The sequence below is a fragment of the Paenibacillus motobuensis genome, from assembly GCF_039521865.1.
Classification (GTDB): domain Bacteria; phylum Bacillota; class Bacilli; order Paenibacillales; family Paenibacillaceae; genus Fontibacillus; species Fontibacillus motobuensis.
This window is the reverse complement of the sequence record NZ_BAAACX010000017.1, coordinates 47,160-71,275: the sequence shown is the minus strand read 5'-3', so window position 1 is coordinate 71,275 and position 24,116 is coordinate 47,160. Positions and strand designations below refer to the sequence as shown.

Genomic DNA, 24,116 nt, shown 5'->3' with positions numbered 1-24,116 from the left:
GACATATATAGTAATCGTCGAAGTATGTATATAATAACGAAACTCGAAATAGGAGATTTGAACTATGTCAGACAAATTGTTCAGATGGTTTAAGATAATTTACGCTATTCAAGCAAGGCCTGGAATTAATGCCAAGGAACTAGCGGACAGATGTGAGACGGATGAGAGGACGATCTATCGGGATCTGCGTTCACTCGATGTTCTAGCACCAATTACGAATAACGGATATGGAAAGGGATATACATTCGCAGGGGATTTTGCCTTATTTCCGTTTAACTGGACACAGCAGGAGGCGATGGTGTTTTCTTTGCTGCCTTCTTTTGTTGATCAGAGTAATATGCCGCCTGGATTCGATACAGCTTATGACAAGGTGATGGCGGCTCATCTTCGACAGAAGAGCAGAGACCGGGAAATTTTACAGCAAGTTACAGACATTATTCAGATGGGTTCTCCGGCATATCGGGAAGATGCGCCCAATTATCTCTTTCAAGTGATCCAAGCGATTGTCGAGGAGAAGACCATTACGGCTATTTACCATACGCAGAGCCGAAATGAGCAAACTGAACGTGAAATTGATCCATACTACCTTGTTCCAAGAGAACAGCGCTTCTATTTAATAGGGTATTGTCATCAGGCGGAGAATATCCGTACATTTCGACTAAGCAGAATTCGTTCTATGGAGATCACCAGTCGCAAATTTAATCGTGGAGATTTCAATATTAAGAGTTATCTGAAGAATACTTGGTCGATTGAACGTAGGGATCAGAATATCCAATTCAAAGTGAAATTCTCACCGAATGTAGCACGTTACATAAAAGAAGAGGAAATGTTCGTACGACCAAGAATGACAGATTTACCGGATGGAAGCCTTCTGTTCGAGGTGACATTGAATCATGACCGGGAGTTTATCAATTGGGTCAGCCAGTACGGGCCAGATGCTGAGATATTGGCGCCAACGTCCTACAGGAAGTTTATGAAGGAACGGTTGAGCCAATGGGGGAAGTTATATGAGCAAGAATAAGGAATGACGCTATCACGCCATTCCTAGCAGCTTAGCCAGTTGACTGAATGGAAGGTTCTCCTCCTGGCCCGTTGAATACACCAGTTCCGAGACGTACAGTTGTTCTTTCGCAGCATTGTTCTCAACTATGATGATATTAGGAAAGATTGAAGAGAAGATGACTGCTGTATTAAAGGCATCATTCAATGCACGGTGGGGTTCTCCGACAAATGGAAGTTGCAGTAGATCCAGAGCTCTCTTCAGTCCGAACCTCTGTCTATGATCGGGACTGTGAAGCCGAGTGAATGCGAGCTGAATGTCGTTATATTTTTGTAGACAATCCAAGGGGATATTGTGATAACGGCAATGCTGGATCATCTGGTATTTATCGTCTGGTCCCCATGCACAGAGATAATAGACGTCGTCCCCAATCCATTCTAGAAAGGCTTCCAACATTTCAGGAAAAGAGGGGGCTTGATCCACCTGCTCCTGAGTAATTCCTGTAAACGGTGTGGTCTCCGGTGTTAACTTATATTGCCGGGATGGCTTTACATAAGATTGAAATCTGTCGGTTATAACGGGCGTGCCATCTCGTTCTCTACACTTGATTGCCCCGATTTCAATAATATCTGCTAGATGATGATGGTTGCGAACGACCGTAAATTCTAAATCGAATATGATGTACGTTGACATATGGGGTACTCCTCTCATGATTTATTAAGGGCAGCTTAACAAAGAGGAGTGTAAGAGGGTTGTCAGAGAATGGGTGTTCGTCTTGAGCACAACTCCTTCTAGAACGTACATTCGCTGACACGTTACTGCCAATAGGAAGCTGTAACATAAGACTATGTTAATCATAGGGGGAACAGATATGGATTTGATAGATCGGTTGTATCAGAAGATCAACGAAGACAGATGGTCCCAGGTGGTTCTGTTAGTTAGCTCTTATGCGCAGGGACATCAGTTGCTTGAACGTGTATGCAAACGCTACGGAGCTATTTTTAATGTGAATGTTCAGACCCTTCAAGGTATTGTCACTGATAAAGTCAAACTGGAGTTATTCCGCAGAAAAATTAGTCTGCTCGAAGAAGGAGAGAAATTTTGGGTTATACGTCGCTTGATGAAGCAATTGACTGTAGAAGAGCCAGCGGGTTACATCACAGAATCCATGTTGAAGCCCGGCATTGTGAATCATGTATTTCGTGCAATTTCAGAATTGAGAATGGCGGGCATTCGATCTGAGGACATGACCAGGGAGAGCTTCATGAATTCCGATAAAGGAGAGTATTTGAAGCATTTGCTCGCACGGTATGAATCATATCTTCATGAACATTACCGGGCAGACTTTGCTGGGGTTATAGAATATTTGAACCCTGTAGTTGAGAATACAGTTTATTTGGCATTAAATCCAACAGGGTGGACATATGTAGAATCTAAAATGGTTCAAAAGTTATCAGGTGGTCGTGTAGTCTTGCTTGATTTAGATTCTCCTTTCTATGTGAGTGAACATTTCCAGGATAATCAGTTCACTATGTTCCGTGCTACCGGGAGTTTTGCAGAAATTCGGGAGGGATTACGTAGAATCCTGTCGGAACCCGAATCTCTGGACAGAACAGAGATTATTCTATCCGATTATGAGCGCTATGCCCCTGTTGTGTATTCACTTACTGAGACACTTGGAATCGATTGTACGCTCTCAAACGGGTTGCCACTGACTTTCTCTGTTGCGGGAAAAGTAGTTATGGGCATGCTTGACTGGCTGGCAGAAGACTTCCCGGTGAATAAGCTTGCTGAAATGTATCGACATGGTTATTTGGAGTTCCCTGACGATCGCTGGTCTCGGGCAGAGTGGGTTCAAATCTTGGAGAAGTCTGGTATTGGTTGGGGCAAGGAGAGATATTATACAGCCCTTAGTCCAGAGAAGCTGAGCGAGAAACTACGGGACCAAGGTGCTATTTTATTTACATATATAAATGAATGGTTTAAGGGGTTGCCCGATAGAAATGAGTGGAATCCGTTATTTCTGCTAGGCTGGTTATCGAATTTTCTTCAGAAGTATGTACCAATACGGTCGCAAGATGATGCAAATGTCAAGAGTATGCTACAAGAGATGGCGAATCGATGCGACGCTAGTCTGTCTGAACCGATGTCCATTGATTTAGCTATTCGGTATGTTCAAGAGATGATCAGTGAAGTACGGATAAACTTCTCCGCAACACCGAGACCAGGTGCAGTTCATATTAGTTCAATGCAGAATGGGGGATGGAGCGGGAGAAATCGAACCTGGATTGCAGGGATGGACGAGAGGGCTTGGAGCATACCTGCAGTGCAAGACCCCCTTCTACTGGATACGGAACGTCATGCATTATCAGAGCATTTGGAGCCTGCCTTCGAACGTGCAAAGAGGGTAAGGAGTGAACGGGAATCCCGATTGTCGCAAATGAAGGGAGAATTGTGGCTAAGCTACTCTTCTTACGATATAGGGGAGCAGAAGAACCAAAGTCCTGCTTATGAGATGCTTCAAGTTCTGCGATTACAGACAGGGGAAATGGGCCTGGATTTTGGGGATTTGGAGCATTTATTAGGTGAGCCCTTCGGCGTTATAGATGTCATGCATATAGTCAAGCAACCTGTTCCACTTGATGGGATCGACACTTGGTCTAGATTGCTACAGGATACGAATGGTAAACGTAGAGATGGATGGCGAGCGATGCTTCAAACTTATCCTGATCTGGCCCAAGGTGATCAAGCTCGGAAGCTTCGTTTGGAAGCAGAGCTCTCCGCTTACGATGGTTGGCTCGACGTAGATATTTTCTTGAATTCTAATGATTCAAGTGAGGTTTTGAACAAGCATTTTATCAGTGCAAGTCAATTGGAGAAGTATGCGAGTTGCGGAATGTACTACTATTTCTATTATGTCTTGAAGCTTCAGTCGAAGGATATAGTTAAATTTGATTCTACTCGATGGTTACAAGCAAGTGAACGGGGATCTTTGCTGCATGATATTTTTAGAAGGTATATGGAGGAAGCTACTAATCAGGGGAGGAAACAAGCAGATCATAATAGAGAACGATTGTTTGAAATTACGGAGACAGTGATCAAGGAGAATGCGACATCTATTCCGGTTCCTAATCTTCATGTCTTTGAAAAGGAATGTGAAGAGGTCAGACGCGATGTAGAAATCTTCTATCACCATGAAAGACTCAACGTGGACCAGCCGTGCTTCTTCGAATTAGATCTGACTTTAGCTAATGGAGAACCTATGAATGTCGATCTATTCGGCGGCATGAGCATAAGATTGAAAGGATTCGTTGATAGAGTAGATCGGATTGGCCCTCATGAGTATCGGATTCTCGATTACAAGACAGGAAATACGAGAAAATACAAGGCCTTGGAGTATTTTAGCGGAGGAACACAACTTCAGCATGCACTGTATTCTGTTGCGGTAGAACAATGGCTTCGCAAGACAGGAATGGACTCTGAAGCCAGAGTAGTTGAAGCTGTGTATTATTTTCCAACGGAACGAGGTCGAGGGGAGTCTGTGAAGCGGGTTCAGGATCGAAGGGAAGAACTGGCCGGCATTGTCGCACAACTGCTTGAGTCCCGGGATCGTGGCATCTATATTCCGACCAAAGATTCGAAGCTATGTGAGAAGTGTGATTATCAAGCAGTGTGCCAGTCTCACCCGGAATCGATGGCTAGAAAACGGAAGTCACCAGATAATGCTCATATCCTAAGTAAGTTGCTGGAGGTGGAGGGAATTGAGTGAACATGATATGTTGACGGTGCTTACAGATCAGGCGGAGCGCGATCGGATACTTTCGGATTTGGATACGACGCTACTCATCGAGGCAGGGGCGGGATCTGGAAAGACAACTAGCTTAGTAGGGAGGCTTCTTGCGCTGATTGAATCTGGAATTAGGGTTGACCAGATTGCTGCTATAACATTCACGAATAAAGCAGCGGATGAGATGAAGGGACGTTTTCAACTGGCATTAGAAGAGGCTTGTAGGAAATCTTCAGATTCGTTGATAGGCGAGCGACTCTCTTTGGCGCTGAGCAATCTTGATCTGATGTTCATTGGGACAATCCACTCGTTCTGTGGCTCAATTTTACGCGAGCGTCCGATCGAGGCAGGGCTTGATCCTTCATTTGAAGAAATGGATGAAGAGACCGATGCAATGTTCCGGGTAAATTGCTGGGATCAATATTTGGCTGAAATGAGCGAGAATACACGGCAACAATTCGAACAACTGATGTCGCTTGGTGTAGATGTTAATACTCTTCGAGGCGTATATGATCGAGTGTCTTTGTTTACGGATGTCAAGCTTCCTTGCGAAGAACGCGAGTGGCCTAATTTTGACCGAATTCGAGAAACTCTGTTCCCTCTACTCGATATTGCTGCCCTGTATATACCGTCGTCTGAACCAGAAAAAGGATGGGATACAGTACAAAGGCTTGTCCGACAGACGCGTCAGAAGATGCGTTATATAGATCTGTCGGATGATATGCGAATTCTCGAGATAGCCAAGGATTTTAATCGTAAACTTGATGTTACGCTTAATAGATGGACATCCAAAGAACAAGCAAGTGAGATGAAGAAACGTTTCCCTGAATGGCAGATTAATGTGCTAACCCCGTTCCTTCAAGAGTGGTATGAATATATGTACCCGAAGCTGATACAGTTCGTACAGCCGGCGCTTGTCTTTTATGAAGATCGGCGGCATGCTGTGGGGAAACTGAATTTCCAGGACCTGCTTATGCAGGCCACCAGACTAGTACGAGAAAATGCTGAAGTAAGAGACTATTTTGCTGAGCGGTATCAGAAGCTACTTGTCGATGAATTTCAGGATACTGACCCGATTCAGGCCGAATTGATGTTCCTGCTCACAGGTGATTCAGAGGACGGGGATTACCAAAGAGATTGGCGCCAGCTTACGCCTAGACCAGGCTCCTTATTCGTGGTAGGTGACCCTAAGCAGTCGATTTATCGCTTCAGAAGAGCGGATATTTCAATCTATAACGAAGTAAAGAACCGGATTCAAGCATGCGGCGCTGTGCTGCAGTTAAAGGCTAATTTCCGCTCAGTACACTCTATCGGTGATTTCATTAATGATCAATTTAACGGTAAACTGCCGCCAACAGAGACGGAGGTTCAGGCTGCATTCGTGACGATGGAGACACACAGACCTACCCCTGCGGAATCCATTCATACGCCACATGGTATCTTCGAGCTTAATTATCCTAAGATGCCGGGAGGTAAGGCTGTAGCCGCTCAAACGGATGCCGAGCAGATTGCCAGATATATCTCTTGGGCGTGTCAACGCGGAAATTTGAAAATTGCAGAGCGTGACGGTGGGACTCGAGACGCGGTTCCGGGCGATTTTCTGATATTAACGAAGACACGTGAATTCATCCATCTATATGCGGAGCAGTTAGATCTCTACGGTGTTCCTACAGATACTTCAGGAAGTACAACTGTCTATGAAGAACAACGGGCACTATGGCAGTTAGCGCGCTGCTTGGAAGACTCTGCGGATAAACCAGCTTTGCTTGCAGTTATGAGGGGAATGCTATTTGGCTTGAGCGACCGCCAGTTGTGGGCCTATAAGCAAGAGGGATTTCGGTTCTCATTATTTGATTTGCCATCGTTAGACGAATGTAGTGATGAGGCTAGGTCGGTTGCCAAGGTACTGCAAAGGCTTAAGAAATATAAAATGTGGGTTCGCACACTAAGCGCGGCGGCTGCGATTGGTAGAATTGTGGAAGATCTCGGCATATTGTCGTATGTATCAACACTGTCAGCCGGGTCTGTTCGTGCAGGGACGCTGGTGAGAATGCTGCAGCTATTACATGCAGATCCAATATTGAGCTCAAATTGGTCGGAATTATGCCGATCTATTGAGCGAATGCTTGCTGATCGAGGGATGGAAACATCAAGTCTGTATGCTGGAGGTAATCAAGCTGTACGGATTATGAACTTGCACAAGGCTAAAGGATTGGAAGCACCGATTGTATTCCTGGCTTGTCCTTGCGGGGAAGCTGACCATGATGCAACACAATATATTGACCGCTCCTCGGATCCGGCCGCAGGTTACTTTACGATCAGTAAGGCAACAGGAGAGTACAGCAGAGAGATGATTGCCCAACCTGTCGGTTGGAGTGTGATGAATGAGCGAGAGCGTGCTTTCTCCAACGCGGAGAAGGATCGGCTGCTATATGTCGCCGCGACCCGTCCGAAGCAAATGCTGGTAATCAGCCTGTATCCAGAGCAGCCAGCAAAGTGCCCTTGGACATCGCTTGTGGAGGGAATGGAATCCGTACGTGAACTGGAAGTGCCGGAGATTCAGCCAGAAAAGAAGGACGAGTTGACCACGGGACCGGATCTGTCAAGAGAGGCTGAAGCCCGGCAACAAATTCTGGATAAGATTAGTAAGCCAACCTATGCCGTAATATCAGTTACAGGTCAGACCAAAGCCATCGGCGTTAAGCCAGAGTGGTCCGCAGAAGGCAAAGGCATAGCCTTTGGCAGTGTTGTTCACAGAGCGATAGAGATGGTGGGAAAAGGCCTGCCGGAAGCGGAACTAGAGGAGGCAATTTCCTTGTTATCCTCAGAAGAAGGTTTGGCAAATGAACATATACAAGCTGCAACTGGGCTTATACGGAATTTGCTGGCCAGCGATCTGTGGCAACGCAGCTTGCGTGCCCGTCGCCGCTTGTTCGAAGTGCCGATGATGATCCGTAAAAGGGCTGATGAAGTTAGTATGTTTAGTGATGCTGGAGATGCCAAACAAGAAGCTGCGGCCACAGCGGAGGATACATGTTCCTTAGAGCATGTCTACGTTCGTGGAGTGATCGACTTCCTGTTCGAGGAAGAGGACGGCTGGGTGATCGTCGATTTCAAGACGGATAGTGTAACGAAGGAGAATTTGCTGCAGTTTATTGATTTCTACCGGCCTCAGGTTGAGGCTTATGCGACAGAGTGGGAACGCTCTTTTGGCTTCAAGGTGAAAGAGGCTGGGTTGTATTTTGTTCAGTTGGGGAGTTGGGAGACGAGCAATGACTAGTACTGAGGGAATGTGATAGACTTTAAAAATAGGAGGGATTCCAGAATGGAATTCCTATTTTCACTCATTTTATCTTGTACCCTGAATTTTGCATTCACAATTCAACAGTAGCAATTAGCTATATTACATATGTGCATTGTTATGTAATATAGGATCATAGACCTATTTATACAGGGATCCCGGATATCATGTCGAACTAAAAATGAATGCAGCCGTTGCAAAGATAAGAGGTGAGAATTACGGAAGTCATTAATAATATCGATAAGCTCCTTGGGGATGATCTGAAACACTCAATTAAAAAAGGGTCAAAGTTATCAATAGCGGCTTCATGTTTTTCAATATATGCGTATGAGGCTTTATTAAAAGAGTTGAGTCACGTAGATGAAGTACGGTTCATTTTCACTTCGCCTTCGTTTGTTGCTGATAGCTTCAACAAGGAACAACGTGAGTTTTACATACCTAAGCGTAGCCGCGAAAAAAGTTTGTACGGAACAGATTTCGAAATACGACTTAGGAATGAAATGACGTTGAAATCTATTGCAAAGGAGTGCGGCGACTGGATTCGGAGGAAAGTTACATTCAAATCTAACCGTACGTCGGGAACCATGCAGGGGATGGTAAATCTACAAGTTGTAGACGAATCGATAACTTACATGCCGTTAGATGGATTTACCACGGTTGACCTTGGCTATGAGAAAGGTAATGCTCTTTCAAAGATGGTCAATAAGGTAAACGAGGCTCCATTTACAAAAATGTACTTTGAATTATTCGATCAGGTTTGGAACGATAAGAGTAAGCTTGAAGACGTTACAGATCAGGTAGCAGAGCATATTTCATCTGTGTATAGAGAGAACTCTCCTGAGTTTATTTATTATGTCATTCTATATAATATCTTTAATGAATTCTTGTCAGACATTACAGAAGATATACTGCCAAACGAAGCAACCGGCTTCAAGGAAACGGAAATTTGGAAACGTCTCTACCACTTCCAGAAAGACGCTGTACTTGGTGCGATCAATAAGCTGGAAAAATATAATGGATGCATTCTTGCCGATAGCGTAGGTTTAGGTAAAACATTCTCTGCTCTTGGGATCATCAAATACTATGAACTTCGTAACAAATCAGTCTTATTACTGTGTCCGAAGAAGCTTGCCGATAACTGGCTCACTTATAAACAGAACGTGACCAATAATATTTTGTACGCTGACCGACTAAGATACGATGTACTTTATCATACAGACATTTCCCGTGAGAGAGGCAAATCTAACGACATTCCACTAGACAGGCTGAACTGGGGTAACTATGATCTGCTCGTGATAGACGAATCACACAATTTCCGCAATAACGAAGCGAAGAAAGACAAGGAGACAAGGTATCAGAAGCTGATGCGGAAAGTACTGAAGAGCGGCGTCAAGACTAAAGTATTGATGTTGTCGGCAACCCCGGTGAACAATAAGTTCATGGATCTCCGCAATCAGCTCGCTTTGGCATACGAGGGGAATCCTGAAGAAATCAATAATAAACTGGGCACTGAGAGAGGCATCAATGACATCTTTAAGCGGGCCCAATCGGCCTTTAACCAATGGTCCAAGCTGGATGCAACCGAACGGACGACAGAGACGCTGCTTGGTATGTTGGATTTCGACTTCTTCGAGCTGTTGGACAGTCTGACTATCGCTCGTTCTCGCAAGCATATTCAGAAGTATTACAAATCAGAGGAGATTGGTGAATTCCCTAAGAGGCTGCCGCCTATATCCAAGTTTTGTGATCTGACCGACAGAACGGATGTAATAGGTTATAATGATATCTTTATGGAGTTGTCCAGAATTAATCTCGGCATCTATGCTCCGTTCAAGTATATTCAACCAAGTCGCTTGCGAAAGTATGAAGAACTATACGATACAAGTGTTAAGGGTGGAAGCGGGAGCTTCAAGCAGTTGGATCGGGAAGGCAGCTTGCAGCTTCTAATGAGGATCAACTTGCTTAAACGGCTAGAAAGCTCAGTAGAGTCGTTTCGGTTGACGCTGTCCAAGATTATTTCCAAGCTGGGTCAGACACTGGAGAGAATTGAGGCTTATGAGCAAAGTGGAAAATCAGATCCAGTTGAATACACTGAAATAGAAGATGCTAGTCTCGATGATGACGACTGGCTTGATGATGACTTTTCCATCGGAGATACGATTAAGATTAATCTTTCCGATATGGACGTGCTTCGATGGAAAGAAGACTTGGCGAGCGACTACAATATTCTGTCTAACCTTCACGAAGAAATGCAGAAAATAACGCCTGAACATGATGAGAAATTGAATACTTTGAAACAAGTCATCGATCAAAAAATCAGTGAGCCAATCAATTCGAACAATCGAAAGGTCATCATATTTAGTGCTTTCACCGATACAGTGGGATACTTGTACACCCATTTATCCAAATACATGAAATTAAAATACAATATGGATACCGCCAAAATTGTCGGGAGCGATGAGAATAAGAATACCGCTGGGTTGCGAAATGACATCAGTACCTTGCTTACCTGCTTCTCGCCGCGATCTAAGGAAAAGAAACTGATAATGCCTGATGTAAAAGGAGAAATCGATCTACTTATTGCGTCCGATTGCATCTCTGAGGGGCAAAACTTGCAGGATTGCGATTTTCTCATCAATTATGATATCCACTGGAATCCGGTACGAATTATCCAGCGGTTTGGGCGAATTGATCGGATTGGCTCCCAAAATAAATCTATTCAGTTGGTGAACTTTTGGCCCAACATGACGCTGGATGAATACATTCAATTGAAAGAACGTGTTGAGAATCGTATGGTGATCATGGATATGACAGCAACTGGCGACGATAACGTCTTGTTTAATCAGTCCAGCGATCTAGAATACCGGAAGCAGCAGCTTAATCGCTTGCAGAAGGAAGTTGTCGATCTGGATGACATGAATACGGGAGTATCCATAACGGACTTAGGGCTTAATGATTTCCGTATGGATTTGGTGAACTACGTTAAAGAGAATGGTGAACTCGATACCGTGCCAAGCGGATTGCATACCGTTGTTTCTGCTGATGAAGATAAAGGTGTTAAACCTGGCGTCATATTCGTTCTTCGCAATGTGAATGAAGAATTGAACCCGGACAAGCAGAATCGTCTGCACCCCTTCTATCTGGTCTACATGAGTGATGATAGTGAAGTCGTAATTAATCATATGGATGTCAAAAAGACACTCGATGTCTTGCGTGCTCTATGTAGAGGACAAGCAGAACCCGTTCTAGATGCATGCCGTAGCTTCAATCAAGCGACCAAAGACGGTAGGAGGATGGATGCCTACTCCATGCTGCTGGAGGAAGCAATTCGCTCCATTGTTCAGGTGAAGGAAGAAGGCGATCTGGATAGCTTGTTCAGCTCAGGAGGCACAACAGCATTAATCGATTCGGTCAAAGGGCTTGAAGATTTTGAACTCATTACTTTTGTTGTCATTCGGCAGGTGAATGCATGATGCTTCAATTACCAACAAGTACACTTGTGAATCGTAAGATTCCGAAGAACAAATTCTATGAGAAGCTCCATGCGAATCAGCACCTGAAGGAACTGTTTACTGAGCAAGTCGAATCGATCATCTGGAAGCACAAACTATCTAAAGAAACGATCCGTCTGGAACCGAAAGATGACATTGAGGAAGTTCAGGTGTTTGAGATTCACTTGAAGGAGCGAACATACTCACTTGATCTGTTGCGGAGCATCGATAAGGCGATCCCATATCCCATTCTGCATGTCATTATTTACGAGGATCAGGTAAAACTCGCTATCGCCTACAAGGAACGGAATCAAACCGACGATAATCGATTTGTTGTACGTTCCTATCATGAATCAGAGTGGCAGCCAGAAGAAGATGTTAAGCTGAACATTGTTCAAGGACTTGATTTAAAGACGGTCTACGAAAATATCATCCGTCAACTGCTGCCGATTAACTCGAAGCCGGAAATTGATCTTACAACTGTTCTGGAGCGACAAGCCAGCATAGATAAGCTAACGCTAGAATGTCAACGGCTAGAATCCAGGATTCGCAGTGAAAAGCAGTTCAATCGAAAGGTCGAAATGAATATGGAACTGCAACAAAAACGTAAACAACTGAATCAACTTCTCGACTAAGTAACTGGAGGTTTAATTGAATAATGAATAAATTGACAATGAAATCTACTGATTTGACTCAGGTCAATATCGATAAGATTGCAGAGCTATTCCCTAACGTAATCACTGAGGCAAGGGATGAACAAGGAAAAATCAAACGAGCGGTTGATTTTGATTTGTTGAGACAGGAATTGTCCGACTACCTTGTTGAAGGTGAAAAAGAACGGTATCAATTGACGTGGCCTGGGAAGAAAGAGGCTATCATTTTGGCCAATACCTCTATTGATAAAACGCTACGACCTGTCAAAGAAAATAGTGTCAACTGGGAGAATACACAAAATCTTTACCTCGAAGGCGATAACCTTGAAGTACTTAAGTTACTGCAAGAATCTTATTTAAATAAAATCAAACTAGTATATATTGATCCTCCATATAATACTGGAAAGGATTTTATTTACAAGGACGATTACAAAGAGTCCGCAGAAGAGTATCTTGAAGAATCCGGACAAATTGATGATGAAGGTAATAAGCTTTTTCAAAATACTGAATCTAATGGCCGCTTTCATAGTGATTGGCTGACGATGATGTATTCGAGACTCAAGATAGCAAGGAACTTACTAAGTGAAGATGGTGCCATATTTATTAGTATAGATGACAATGAAATAATAAATGTCAGAAGACTATGTGATCATGTGTTTGGTGAAAGCAACTTTTTTGCACAAGTCATAGTACAATCGAATAAGCGGGGTCATACTTACAAGCAAATTTCAAAAACTCATGAATATCTACTGATATACACGAAAAATCCGGATACTGAATTCAATGAACTTGAGAAAACTGACGAGAATTTCGACTTGAATTATGAAGATGAATTAGGGAAATTTAATATCAGAGAACTCAGGAATAGGAACCCCAAATTTGGTAAGTTTAATAGACCGAATTTGTTTTATTCCGTATATGTTAATGAAAGTATTGTAGATAGCGATGGATTCTCTCCCGTTTCATTAAATTGCGATGAGCATTTCACTATAGGTGTGACACCATTGAACTCAATTGGTGGAGAAAGTTGCTGGCGTTGGGGCAAGCAGTTATTATTGAAAAATTCAAATGTTGATACTAAAAAAAGTAATGTAGTTGCAAAGAAGAAGAGGGACGGAGGTTTTAATATATATGAAAAATATAGAAAAAGCACCTATACACCCAAATCTATTTGGACAGAGACGGAGTTCATAACTGAAAAAGGTACAGTAGAATTAGGTGAGTTAGGATTATCCAAATACTTTGACTTTCCTAAACCAACGCATCTTATTCGCCAGATAATTGAACTATCTTGTGGTAAAGAGGACATTGTACTTGATTTCTTTTCGGGTTCGGCAACTACCGCCGATGCAGTAATGAAACTGAATGCAGAGGACGAAGGTAATAGAAAGTATATAATGATTCAAGTCCCTCAGAAAACAAATGAGAACTCAGACGCATTTAAAGATGGCTATCTTAATATATGTGAAATTGGAAAGGAACGCATCCGCCGTGCTGCTAAGAAAATAAAAGAAGAAACAGGAGCAGACATTGACTACGGATTCCGTGTATATCGAGTGGACTCTAGCAACATGAAGGATGTGTACTACACGCCGGACAGTTTGGGCCAATTGAATCTGGACGATGTGGCATCGAATATCAAGGAAGATCGTACTGGCGAGGACTTGCTCATACAAGTGATTCTGGAGTGCGGACTAGAGCTTTCACTACCTATGGAATCCAAAGAAATTCAAGGTAAAACCGTCCATTATGTTGCAGGCAACTCCTTGATTGCTTGCTTCGATGATGAGGTATCGGAGTCAGTCATCAAAAAAATCGCTGAGGATCAACCTCTTCGCGTTGTATTCCGTGATAGTTCTTTCAGTGATGATTCTGCTCGTATCAATGTTGAAGAACTGTTCAAGCTACTCTCCCCAAGCACTGAAATTCAAGTGTTGTAAGGAGGATGAACAGCGATGAAAATTAAATTTAAACATCAGCAGTTTCAATTGGATGCGGTGAAGAGCATTGTTGACGTATTTCAAGGACAACCCAACGAATCTTCTCGTTTTACGCTTGATAAAGGTCGGCGACAGAAGAGTGTGGAAATGGGAGATCTATTTCAACAAACAACAGGCAATGAATCCGAATATGGATTCAAAAACAATCCTATCAAGTTGATTGATCAAGAAGTCTTGCATAATATCCAATCGACACAACGTAATAATGGATTGAAATTGTCTGAACGACTTGAAGGCAAATTTAATTTGACGGTTGAAATGGAAACTGGTACGGGTAAGACATACACCTATATCCGTACCATGTTCGAGTTATATAAGAAGTACGGTTGGAGCAAATTCATCATTGTAGTGCCTTCTATCGCTATTCGCGAAGGGGTACTTAAGACATTTCAGATCACTGAAGATCACTTCATGGCGGAGTATGGCTCCAAAGCTCGATATTTTGTTTACAACTCGAAGCAGTTGCATCACATTGAGAAGTTTGCCAGCGATGCTGGGATCAACGTCATGATTATTAACTCTCAGGCATTTAATGCGAGAGGTAAGGATGCAAGAAGAATATCCATGGAACTAGATGACTTTAACTCCCGGCGTCCAATTGATGTTATTGCGAGCACCAACCCGATTCTGATCATCGATGAGCCTCAATCTGTAGAAGGTCAGAAAACAAAAGAGGCTTTGAAAGATTTCAAACCGTTGTTCACGCTTCGATATTCGGCAACTCATCGGGAAGATTACAACAAAGTATATCGTCTTGATGCTTTGGATGCATACAACATGAAGCTGGTCAAGAAGATTAGCGTAAAAGGCATCTCGGTCAAAGGTACAAGTGGAACGAACAGTTACGTATACCTTGAAGGCATTGATGTCAGTGACAAGCATGCTCCTGTAGCACGTCTTGAATATGAAAAACGTACCAAAACTGGATTAACCAAAGTGTCAAGAAAGATTAAAACGGGCGATAGACTCTACGATTTATCCGACAATTTAGAGCAGTATAAAGGCTACCAAGTATCCGAAATCAACGGACAGAATAACAGCATCAGCTTCACTAATGGTGTTTCCTTGTATGCTGGAGAAGCGCAGGGCGATGTCAGTGAACTTCATTTCCGTCGAATCCAGATTCGGGAGACACTGAAGTCTCATTTCGAGAAAGAGCGGGTATTGTTCCATAAAGGGATTAAAGTGCTCTCATTATTCTTCATCGACGAAGTTGCCAAGTATCGGCAGTATGATAAAGACGGCAACGAACAAAACGGTGATTATGCAGATATCTTTGAAGAAGAATACATGGAACTCCTGAATGAACAATTGTCACTGTTTGCGGATGATCCTTATATTCAATATTTGAATGCAATCCGAGTGAAGGATACGCACAAGGGATACTTTTCGATCGATAAAAAAAGCAGTCGGTTTATAGATTCTAAAGTATCAGCCAGAGAAACCGATTCTGATGATGTAGATGCGTACGACCTGATCATGCGGGACAAGGAACGTCTTCTCAGCTTCGAGGAACCGACACGGTTTATTTTCTCTCACTCGGCATTGAAAGAAGGCTGGGACAACCCGAACGTATTTCAGATTTGCACGCTCAAGTATAGCGATTCCACGATCAAGAAGCGTCAAGAGGTTGGACGTGGACTGCGATTATGCGTGAATCAGTATGGTGAACGGATTGATTCCAGTATTCCGGGTATTGATGTTCATGAGATCAATGCTTTGACTGTTGTAGCCAGTGAATCCTATGAGCAATTTGCCAAGCAACTTCAAAGTGAGATTGCTGCTATATTATCGGATCGCCCACGCAAGGCGGACAATGGCTTCTTCTTGGAAAAAGTCCTTGTGAATGCCCGCGGTGAACAACTGAAGATTGACGATAGACTCGCGACCAAGCTGCAAAATGCATTCATTCGTAACGGCTATACCGATGATGACTACAATCTGACGGATGCCTACTTTGCTGCCGTAGAAGAACAAACTATTAAACTACCCGATGAGTTGAATGCATATCAAGAGCAGCTAATCGAACTTGTCAAATCGATCTATGTTGAAGGTAAATCGGATATGACGAACGACGATCGAAAAGATACGATTCCATCCATCACAGTGAACAGCAACTTCTACAAGAAGGAGTTCAAGGAATTATGGAACCGGATCAATAAGAGATCGGTATATACGGTTCAGTTCGACACAGAAGAGTTGGTACGGAAGTGTGTCATGGCGATTGATATGAGCTTGGACGTTCCCTCCATACGTTATTCCATCAAGCACGGGGAAATGAACGAGATCGAATCCGGTGATCAACTGAAGCAAGGTGGAGCGTTCATACAGCGGGAGACGCAGACAGAATATGTTCACGGACCTGCGATATCTAAGATTAAGTACGACTTGATCGGTAAGATGATGGATGAAACGAAGCTCACTAGGAAAACGATCGCTGCTATCTTGAAAGGCATCACACAGGCTAAATTTATGTTATTCCAGAAGAATCCTGAGGAGTTTATTATTCGGGCATCCAGACTGATCAATGAGCAGAAAGCGACGACCATTATTGAATCCATCACTTACGATGTGATCAATGATACGTTCTCTACGGATGTGTTCACGAAGAACACACTGAAGGGACAGCTTGGTCAAAATTCGATAGCTGTTGATAAGCACATCTACGACTATGTGGTGACAGATTCCAAGATCGAGCGAGCTTTCGCGAAAGAGCTGGATACAAGCAAGGAAGTAAACATATATGCCAAGCTGCCGAGAGGCTTCTACATCCCGACTCCAGTCGGCGACTACAATCCAGACTGGGCAATCGTGTTCAAAGAAGGCGACGTCAAGCACATTTACTTTATTGCTGAGACGAAAGGTTCTTTAGACTCCATGGAGCTACGTGAAGTCGAGAAGGCAAAGATCGAATGTGCTCGGCGGCATTTTGCTAAGCTGAATTCGGATCAGTTGAAGTACGATGTGGTTAATAGTTATGAGAAGTTAATGGAGATCGTAAAAGGATAATGTACATCTACACAATGCCGAGCTTTTTTATTTGATCCTCGGCTTATCTTCGAATTAACATTCGTTTAGGGGAGAAATATATATAATGTTGAACTAATATTGATCGATAGGTTTTTCAAGTGAGTACATTGACTAAAATACGAGAATTAATTTGACAATGTTAAAGTCAATTAATTCTCGTTTTTCATATAGAACATACATTCTATGACAACTTGTTGTCTAATCATTGAGTTACAATGCTGGATAAGTACCTTTGAGGAGCGTGTCCAATGAATAAAATTCAAGATATGCTATATTACCTTATCATCGGATTACAAAAATGGTCAGATCAGTATTCACAGATCCCGGAGGAACTGCATAAGGGGATGCTAATGTTCATAGAAGAAGCTGCAAGATCAGGAGGCAAAATTCCAACTGATTTGCATAGTCTGCTTCAAATTCTGCATGAGCCGTCAAGAGAGTGGGGAATTGAGGGGTTAGTAGAATACTATCCAGAAGAAGCTTCGCTGGTTGAGGAATTCATCGGTATTACCCCTGATGCAGAGGATTTTATCAATACATATATATCACCTGATGAAGCGCAGCAAAGAAATATGTATACCATCTTAAAATTTTGTAGAGATGAGAGTCGGAATTTACAGACGGAGTATACGCAGATCCGTACATTTTTGTCTCAACCAATGAATGCTGTGTTATCCGCATTTCAACTTGCTCAATTCGCTGAATCTTTTCGAGATCGTGAACTAAGTATACTTATACGTCATTGCTATGAGGAAATAACTTCAGACTTAGCTAATTACCGTAAGTGTCCACATTGTGGCTGGACGCTTGAATATAAGCAAGGTCAATGGCGATGTAACAAAGAAGATATATGTCATGCATTAGCTGATTTTGAAAGACTAACTCAATATGACTATAGAGATGAACGTGTCTATCGATTACTTCCAGGTATTCAGAGGTATGTCCTATTGCCTGGACTCTCTGAATTGAAGCTCGCCGATTCCTTACAACGGAAAGGGTACGAAGTGGCACTGTATCCCAACATTGATGAATATGATCTGGCAGTTTCACAGGATAATCATAGGATACTGCTTGATGTTAAAGATTTTAAGAGTCCATGGATGTTGGCAAATTATTTTAACCAGAAACAATTGTCTTATTTGGAAAAGTATGAGGAACAAGTCTTTGTTGTTGTACCTAAATATCGGGAGGTTGTGTACCCTTCATACGGTAAGAGAACATCTGGTTTCCTTAAAGAAAGTACGAGAAAATTCATCAGGATCATTATGGAACATGAAGTGGAAGATAAGTTAAAGGAGGCGTTCTTTTGAGAAGAAATTTTTGGGACCTAACGGATGAAATAAATAAAGAGTTTCTCTCACTTGAGCTTCCTAAATCTGAAATTTGGACATTGATAAGTTTGGAACTTTTTATTACGGGTTGTGGCATGATTGATTCTTCTCTGCGTGTCGATCAAGCTTGGTCAGTATTAACCGGTTATAATGAGCCAGTATTAAGGAACATTGATCGTAAGGATACTGCAGTTCGTCTTAGAATATTATTTCCTGAGTTGAAGAGTAAGAAGATATTAAACCGAAGAATTCAAGTTTATCGGACTATAGAATCGAAATACCGTTTGTTTGATATCGATGAAGAAGGCAATGCCGAGAAAAAAGTACCGCGAGTTTTGATTAACAGACAGTCCATTTACAAACAAATTTTAAATAAACCGATTCCGCGAGAGTTTAATGATACTCCATTTGCAATTCACGGAAAATATGAATATTCAAGAGTGGTTAGAGGAGGAGTGCTCCAGAAGTTTTCCGGAAGTATACCTGAATCATTAATGGATATAGAGCAACGTTTATTACCTTCCTATCGTGAGAAAAAGGACCTTAGTCTAAAACTGCCTTTTGAGGGAACCTCATTAGCTATGGAAATGGACAGAGAGATCGGCAACTCCTCAACTTGGTTGAACAGAGCTAGTTCGGTTGTGCTAGAGTCTATGGACGGAATTGAAGAATTCCATTATAGAGGGAATCAGCATATTGGCGGCGCATTGGGAGCAGGGAAATCAACCTTCATGCTTATGGAGACATATCGTCTTGTGAAGCAGGAAGGTGCCAGGATTGGATTTATCGAAGGCAGTGTGTCGCAAGTGATAGAGCGTGTCAAAGTTCTTCGTGAGCTAGGTATCAATGCGATCCCGATCATTGGCAGGTCGTCAAGAAGGCATCATCAGGAGAACTATTTATTCGCTAATTCTGGGGAAATTTCTGAAATTAGCGATTGGTCTAAGGATAAATATGAAGATCTCCAGCATCTGTCAGATGTTTGTATTATCAAGGCATTTTCCGAGGATTACGAGCGAAACAATAGTTATCCCTGTACTCAACTTAAGCAAGGCAGCAGAGCCGTAAAATGCCCGCTTGTGAGTCAATGTGGTGTGTATCGCGATCTCTCAAGACTAGAAGATGCAGATGTATGGGTGGCTACGTCAGCAAGTGTTCTCAAGACAAGAATACCTGCCATGATAGATCCTCTTGAGAGAACGGTTTATGAAGCCATGTACGACTTGATGGATATTATATTCGTAGACGAGGCAGATGAAGTTCAGAAACAATTCGAAGATACATTTTTATCAGAATATAATGTGTTCGGCAATGTAGAAGATATTTTCGAACAGTTACTATTTGAGACAAACCAATTGACTAGCGGAAAGTATAGCCAGTTCGCTGGTGATCCAGTAGTAAATGAATGGAAGGATAAGCTTCGTCAATTGGATCAAATGATTTGGAGGATTTACTATAAATTAAATTATTCTTTAACATTGCGCAAAAATATTAGCCATAAGCTTATTCGAGTTGGAGCGTTGGTGGATTCATTAAGCAAGAAAATTTCTAGCAACACGAAAATGCAGCAGAAAATTCAAAAACTTCTGACTGATTATGCGAGTGATCCGTATAAAGACCATGTTCTATCAAGTATTGTTGATGAACTCATTGAGACGGATATACCAGAAGAGAAGCAAAATCTGCTTGTTAAGATTGTAGACAAGAAGCTAAAGGGGAGTATTCAGCCCCGGGTTAACCAGAATTTATTTTACGCGCAGTTAGAGTTCTTCATCTATTTATGCAGAGCGGAAGAATGCATTAAATTTATCCTGACTTCGTTTGCAATGGTTCAACCAAAGTTAGGGATATCTGCAGATTTTTCTCCATTGTTTACAATGCAGAAAGATTATCAACCATTTATGAAGGAAGCTATGACAGGCACCATGATAGGCTATAAATATGATTTGAAAGATGGGGACACGACCGGAGCATTTAAATTGATTGAATATACAGGGGTAGGCAGATTATTGTTGTATGACTGGCATCGTGTATACGAGGACTCTGATCAGAAGCAAGGACCGTCGGTTATTTTTCTATCTGGAACAAGTCATGCTCCTGAGTCTGCGCATTATCACTTGAATACTGGGGCAAATTGGATGCTCAGGGCAGATCGAAATCCATCGAAAGTGAATATGACATTCCAGCCACTATATAGCATCCGTCAAAATGGTTTTCTAGAGATTTCGGGAATTCGAGATGAAGAAACAAGGAACGGACATCTATATGAAATGGTTCAATTGCTTAAATCCGACATTCAATACGAATTGAACTATTGGAAGCAAATGGGGAGCGCTAGAAGAGTGCTATTAGTTGTAAACTCTTATGATGATGTGGCAACTGTCGGTAGGGCACTTCGTAGTGACCATCATTGGGAACAAAGGTACAAGTTGCTCACCAGAGACAGAAGCCAAGAAGCGGACCAATATCCAAGATCGATGATTGAGTTATTCCATAAAGATAAGGCAGAACTGCTAGTTGTTCCGCTCCATTCGGTCGGTAGAGGATATAATATATTGAATCAAAATGGAGAAGCATTATTCGGATCTGTTTTTTTCTTGATACGTCCATATCCTATCCCTAATGATATGAATTATTTGGTTCAGAGTTTGCATGCCTATCTACCAAGCTATTTACAGCAAATAACACAGCAAGGTATCAATTACGATAAAGCGATGTCTAAATTACGGCAAATTAGTAATACCAAGTTTGAAGCCATGTATAAGAAACCGGACTTTTGGTCGATTCTAAGTGATTTTGAGAGAGAGGTTATGGCATGGTTTACATTTATACCTATTTGGCAAATGATAGGACGATTATTGCGCGGCGGTAAGGATGCTAGGGTATTCTACTGTGATTCGAAATTTAATGCTAAGCCTGCTGGAAAGCAGGAAGGAATGTCCATGCTAGATAGCTGGGCGGCAATCATGAAGAAACATAAAAGCGATCCTTTATTTAATAGTTTGTACAGTCCTTTTATTCATGGAATAAATCAAATGATTCGGGAGGTTCATAACGATGAAGAAGATGGAACTATTTGCTCTGGAAATTGATGAATCATTATTTTATGACGAAGCGATTTATTATATGAAAATGCCTGAAAGCTGGCGTAAGTTTTTTAGTAATGAGCGCTCTGATAATCATTATAAACTTGCATATAAAGTAGAGCCTTTAGGAAAGAAACTTAAAAGCATATTTCCTGAGATTATTAGTGTTCATTCGAACCATAAGGTGCTCCGTTATGATCACCCATGGTTAGTTTCGACTAAACCTATCTCCGAGTTGTATATTAAACAATTAACTCTGGGATGGCTGGCTCATCTAAAAGGATATTCAATAAGTGAGTTACCTCAGGATATAAGGGACTCAAAACCTGCTTGGGTTTCTGGTACTTTTGGTGATATACACGAATTTGTGGATAACTTCCAATGGGTTCCTGGGATGGCAGCAATTAAGTTCTGCCAAGATCCCAAAATTTTTGATCTAGGAGATGAACTCCGCGAGGAGTTGAAGTTCTATCATATTATATTTAACGGCAAACATGAATGCATCTCAAATCCATTGCAGAAATCTAATCGTCATGATCCGTTCTCATATGTGATTCGGTTCGATTTAAAGACTCGTGGTGGAGATGCTGGAAGATATTTATTAACGATTTCATTAGGAACAAGAAGATATTTGAGTAAAGAGCAAATTGAAGATGGAAAATGCTTTATGCGATCAGGACATGCTTGTTCGGTACTTGTTTCTGTCAAAAATCCATATGTTACCAGTTCGGATAAATCATTTTCCCAATTAAAATTTGAAAGAAAATTTGGAGGGGGCTCTTCCTTTACTAGATGGGAAACTGCCTTGGATGAATTGTATTGGGATGTATTAAATGGGAAGACCTTTGAATCGGACGCTTTACTCGTAGATACAAGGGTTTTGTTTGAGGGGACACAAGAAATTACGGCATATGTGGTAAATAATAATCTATTCCATGGAAATAGTGTAAAGGCAGGGATCGGACTCTCTGAAAAGCGAGGGCTGTATAATTTAGCAAAGAGTTTCTTAGTAGAATTCGGTGCCAAGGAGCTTCCACTTATCCCTGATATTTCTCGCAGAGGTATGAATGACAGTCGTTTTCCCATAGTTGCCGTGAAGGAAGAGCGAATAACTATCGAGATCTATAGTTCTGAACAGATGTTCGAGACTGTCAGAAAAGTATTGACTACCGCCCAGAAATCAATTGAGGATGTTGTTATCCTTGAACAACGATCGGATTCTCTTTTCAAACTGAATTGTGATAAAGAAGTTATTGTTGAACTCGTCCATTGTAATCCTGAGGGGATTGTTGCTGAATTGGAAATAGATAGATATAAGGATAAATCACTTGCACAGAATAAACGTATCAATCAGATTTTCAAGCAATTAACCAATGGAGAACAACGAGAAAATTCGGTTATAGCACTTGTAGAAATCGATGAAAAAGATAAATGGAGAGAGGGGGCTGATCCAAAGAGAGCTATTAGAGAAGGAATGAAAAGAGCAGGACGGCTTTCCCAATTTATTTATCCATTAACTGATGATGAGACCTATGATCTGTCGCGGATTATTAATGCTGTACTGGATCTCCTTAATGACTATGGCTTATTCAGTGGTAACATCCGTAAAATCTATGTGCCTGGAACGTTGTTATCCGTTACTATATTGAAAGCAGATAATAGATATTTACCCGCTATCTCAAGGTTAGCCGGAACGGACCTAAGCATAAAGTTGCTAGGAATCGATGGATGGATGTCCTTACAAGAAGCTGCTTTGAGGATGGATAGTGCTAAGTTTCTTGATTATCCACAGAAAGGAAATCGAAGTGCCGAAGTATTTGAAGCATTTATTACGCAAGAAATTCAAAATGAGCTAGACAGGTGCAAAGAACAACTTATAGTCTTAGTGAACGCTACTCTCAGATACAAGTGGATGAAATCCATTGGCAATGCCCAAATAAAAAGGGATCAGACGCCTATTTTCAATGAACGGTTATCCGCTGAGCCGAGATTAAAGTTTATTCGTATTAATGCAACAGACGATGTTCCTCAATATCGTATCATTGATCGGAAGGAGTTTAATAAATCCTCAGGAATATTTAAAGATCCTATTGGTGTTTATTATGGTGTGGGTGGAAGGCCAAGGGCGTGGAGTGGTATCAATAACGCCGCAACCAAGTTTTCATCCCCATCGAAGCAATTGCTCCAGCAAAGGGCAGTAGAGTACATTCCTTTAGGAGCAAAAGATGAAGATGAAATGGACGAACTTGCGATATTCGTGGATCATTTAAGACGGATAGGATTAACGTATGATAAACACACTATTTTTCCATATACGACGCGTGTTCTGAATTCATTGTCGAAGTATATTACCGGTAATGAGGACGATTACGACGTTGATGCTGAGTTTGACGAAGAGGTAGAAGTGGAGTTGGAGGAGAAAATTACAATTTTTTAA

11 protein-coding genes are annotated in these 24,116 nt (G+C 41.9%); 10 read left to right on the top strand and 1 reads right to left on the bottom strand.

Going from position 1 to position 24,116, the window contains the following annotated elements; all coding sequences use genetic code 11:
* Positions 1 to 64 precede the first annotated feature (64 nt).
* Positions 65 to 1,021 carry a helix-turn-helix transcriptional regulator gene (locus tag ABD014_RS19335; RefSeq protein WP_343863861.1) on the top strand — a complete coding sequence of 319 codons (957 nt, stop codon included), beginning with the start codon at positions 65 to 67 and terminating at the stop codon, positions 1,019 to 1,021.
* A gap of 12 nt (positions 1,022 to 1,033) precedes the next feature.
* Here ABD014_RS19335 and ABD014_RS19330 read toward each other — a convergent pair whose 3' ends face one another.
* On the bottom strand, positions 1,034 to 1,693 hold the full coding sequence (locus tag ABD014_RS19330) for a 3'-5' exonuclease (protein WP_343863859.1): 660 nt from the start codon (positions 1,691 to 1,693) through the stop codon (positions 1,034 to 1,036).
* Positions 1,694 to 1,871: 178 nt separating this feature from the next.
* Between ABD014_RS19330 and ABD014_RS19325 the strand changes: the two genes are divergently transcribed.
* The 9 genes from ABD014_RS19325 to ABD014_RS19285 all read left to right on the top strand — a co-directional run bounded on the left by ABD014_RS19325 (position 1,872) and on the right by ABD014_RS19285 (position 24,116).
* Positions 1,872 to 4,769 carry a PD-(D/E)XK nuclease family protein gene (locus ABD014_RS19325; RefSeq protein WP_343863857.1) on the top strand — a complete coding sequence of 966 codons (2,898 nt, stop codon included), beginning with the start codon at positions 1,872 to 1,874 and terminating at the stop codon, positions 4,767 to 4,769.
* The gene (locus ABD014_RS19320; protein WP_343863855.1) at positions 4,762 to 8,067 is read left to right on the top strand and encodes a UvrD-helicase domain-containing protein; all 3,306 of its coding nucleotides are present in this window, start codon (positions 4,762 to 4,764) and stop codon (positions 8,065 to 8,067) included. The genes ABD014_RS19325 and ABD014_RS19320 overlap by 8 nt, the downstream gene beginning before the upstream one ends.
* A gap of 521 nt (positions 8,068 to 8,588) precedes the next feature.
* Positions 8,589 to 11,561 carry a helicase-related protein gene (locus tag ABD014_RS19315; protein ID WP_343863853.1) on the top strand — a complete coding sequence of 991 codons (2,973 nt, stop codon included), beginning with the start codon at positions 8,589 to 8,591 and terminating at the stop codon, positions 11,559 to 11,561.
* Entirely contained in the window at positions 11,558 to 12,214 is a 657-nt protein-coding gene (locus ABD014_RS19310) for a DUF4391 domain-containing protein (RefSeq protein WP_343863850.1), read from the top strand. The genes ABD014_RS19315 and ABD014_RS19310 overlap by 4 nt, the downstream gene beginning before the upstream one ends.
* Positions 12,215 to 12,237: 23 nt before the next feature.
* Positions 12,238 to 14,172, top strand: coding sequence for a site-specific DNA-methyltransferase (locus tag ABD014_RS19305; RefSeq protein WP_343863848.1), 1,935 nt, complete (start codon positions 12,238 to 12,240; stop codon positions 14,170 to 14,172).
* 15 nt (positions 14,173 to 14,187) lie between these two features.
* Positions 14,188 to 17,241 carry a type III restriction-modification system endonuclease gene (locus ABD014_RS19300; protein WP_343863845.1) on the top strand — a complete coding sequence of 1,018 codons (3,054 nt, stop codon included), beginning with the start codon at positions 14,188 to 14,190 and terminating at the stop codon, positions 17,239 to 17,241.
* Between the two features lie 269 nt (positions 17,242 to 17,510).
* Positions 17,511 to 18,572, top strand: coding sequence for a restriction endonuclease-related protein (locus ABD014_RS19295; protein ID WP_343863843.1), 1,062 nt, complete (start codon positions 17,511 to 17,513; stop codon positions 18,570 to 18,572).
* Positions 18,569 to 21,685 carry a pPIWI_RE_Z domain-containing protein gene (locus tag ABD014_RS19290; RefSeq protein ID WP_343863841.1) on the top strand — a complete coding sequence of 1,039 codons (3,117 nt, stop codon included), beginning with the start codon at positions 18,569 to 18,571 and terminating at the stop codon, positions 21,683 to 21,685. Before ABD014_RS19295 ends, ABD014_RS19290 begins: the two co-directional genes overlap by 4 nt.
* Entirely contained in the window at positions 21,651 to 24,116 is a 2,466-nt protein-coding gene (locus ABD014_RS19285) for a pPIWI_RE module domain-containing protein (protein ID WP_343863838.1), read from the top strand. Before ABD014_RS19290 ends, ABD014_RS19285 begins: the two co-directional genes overlap by 35 nt.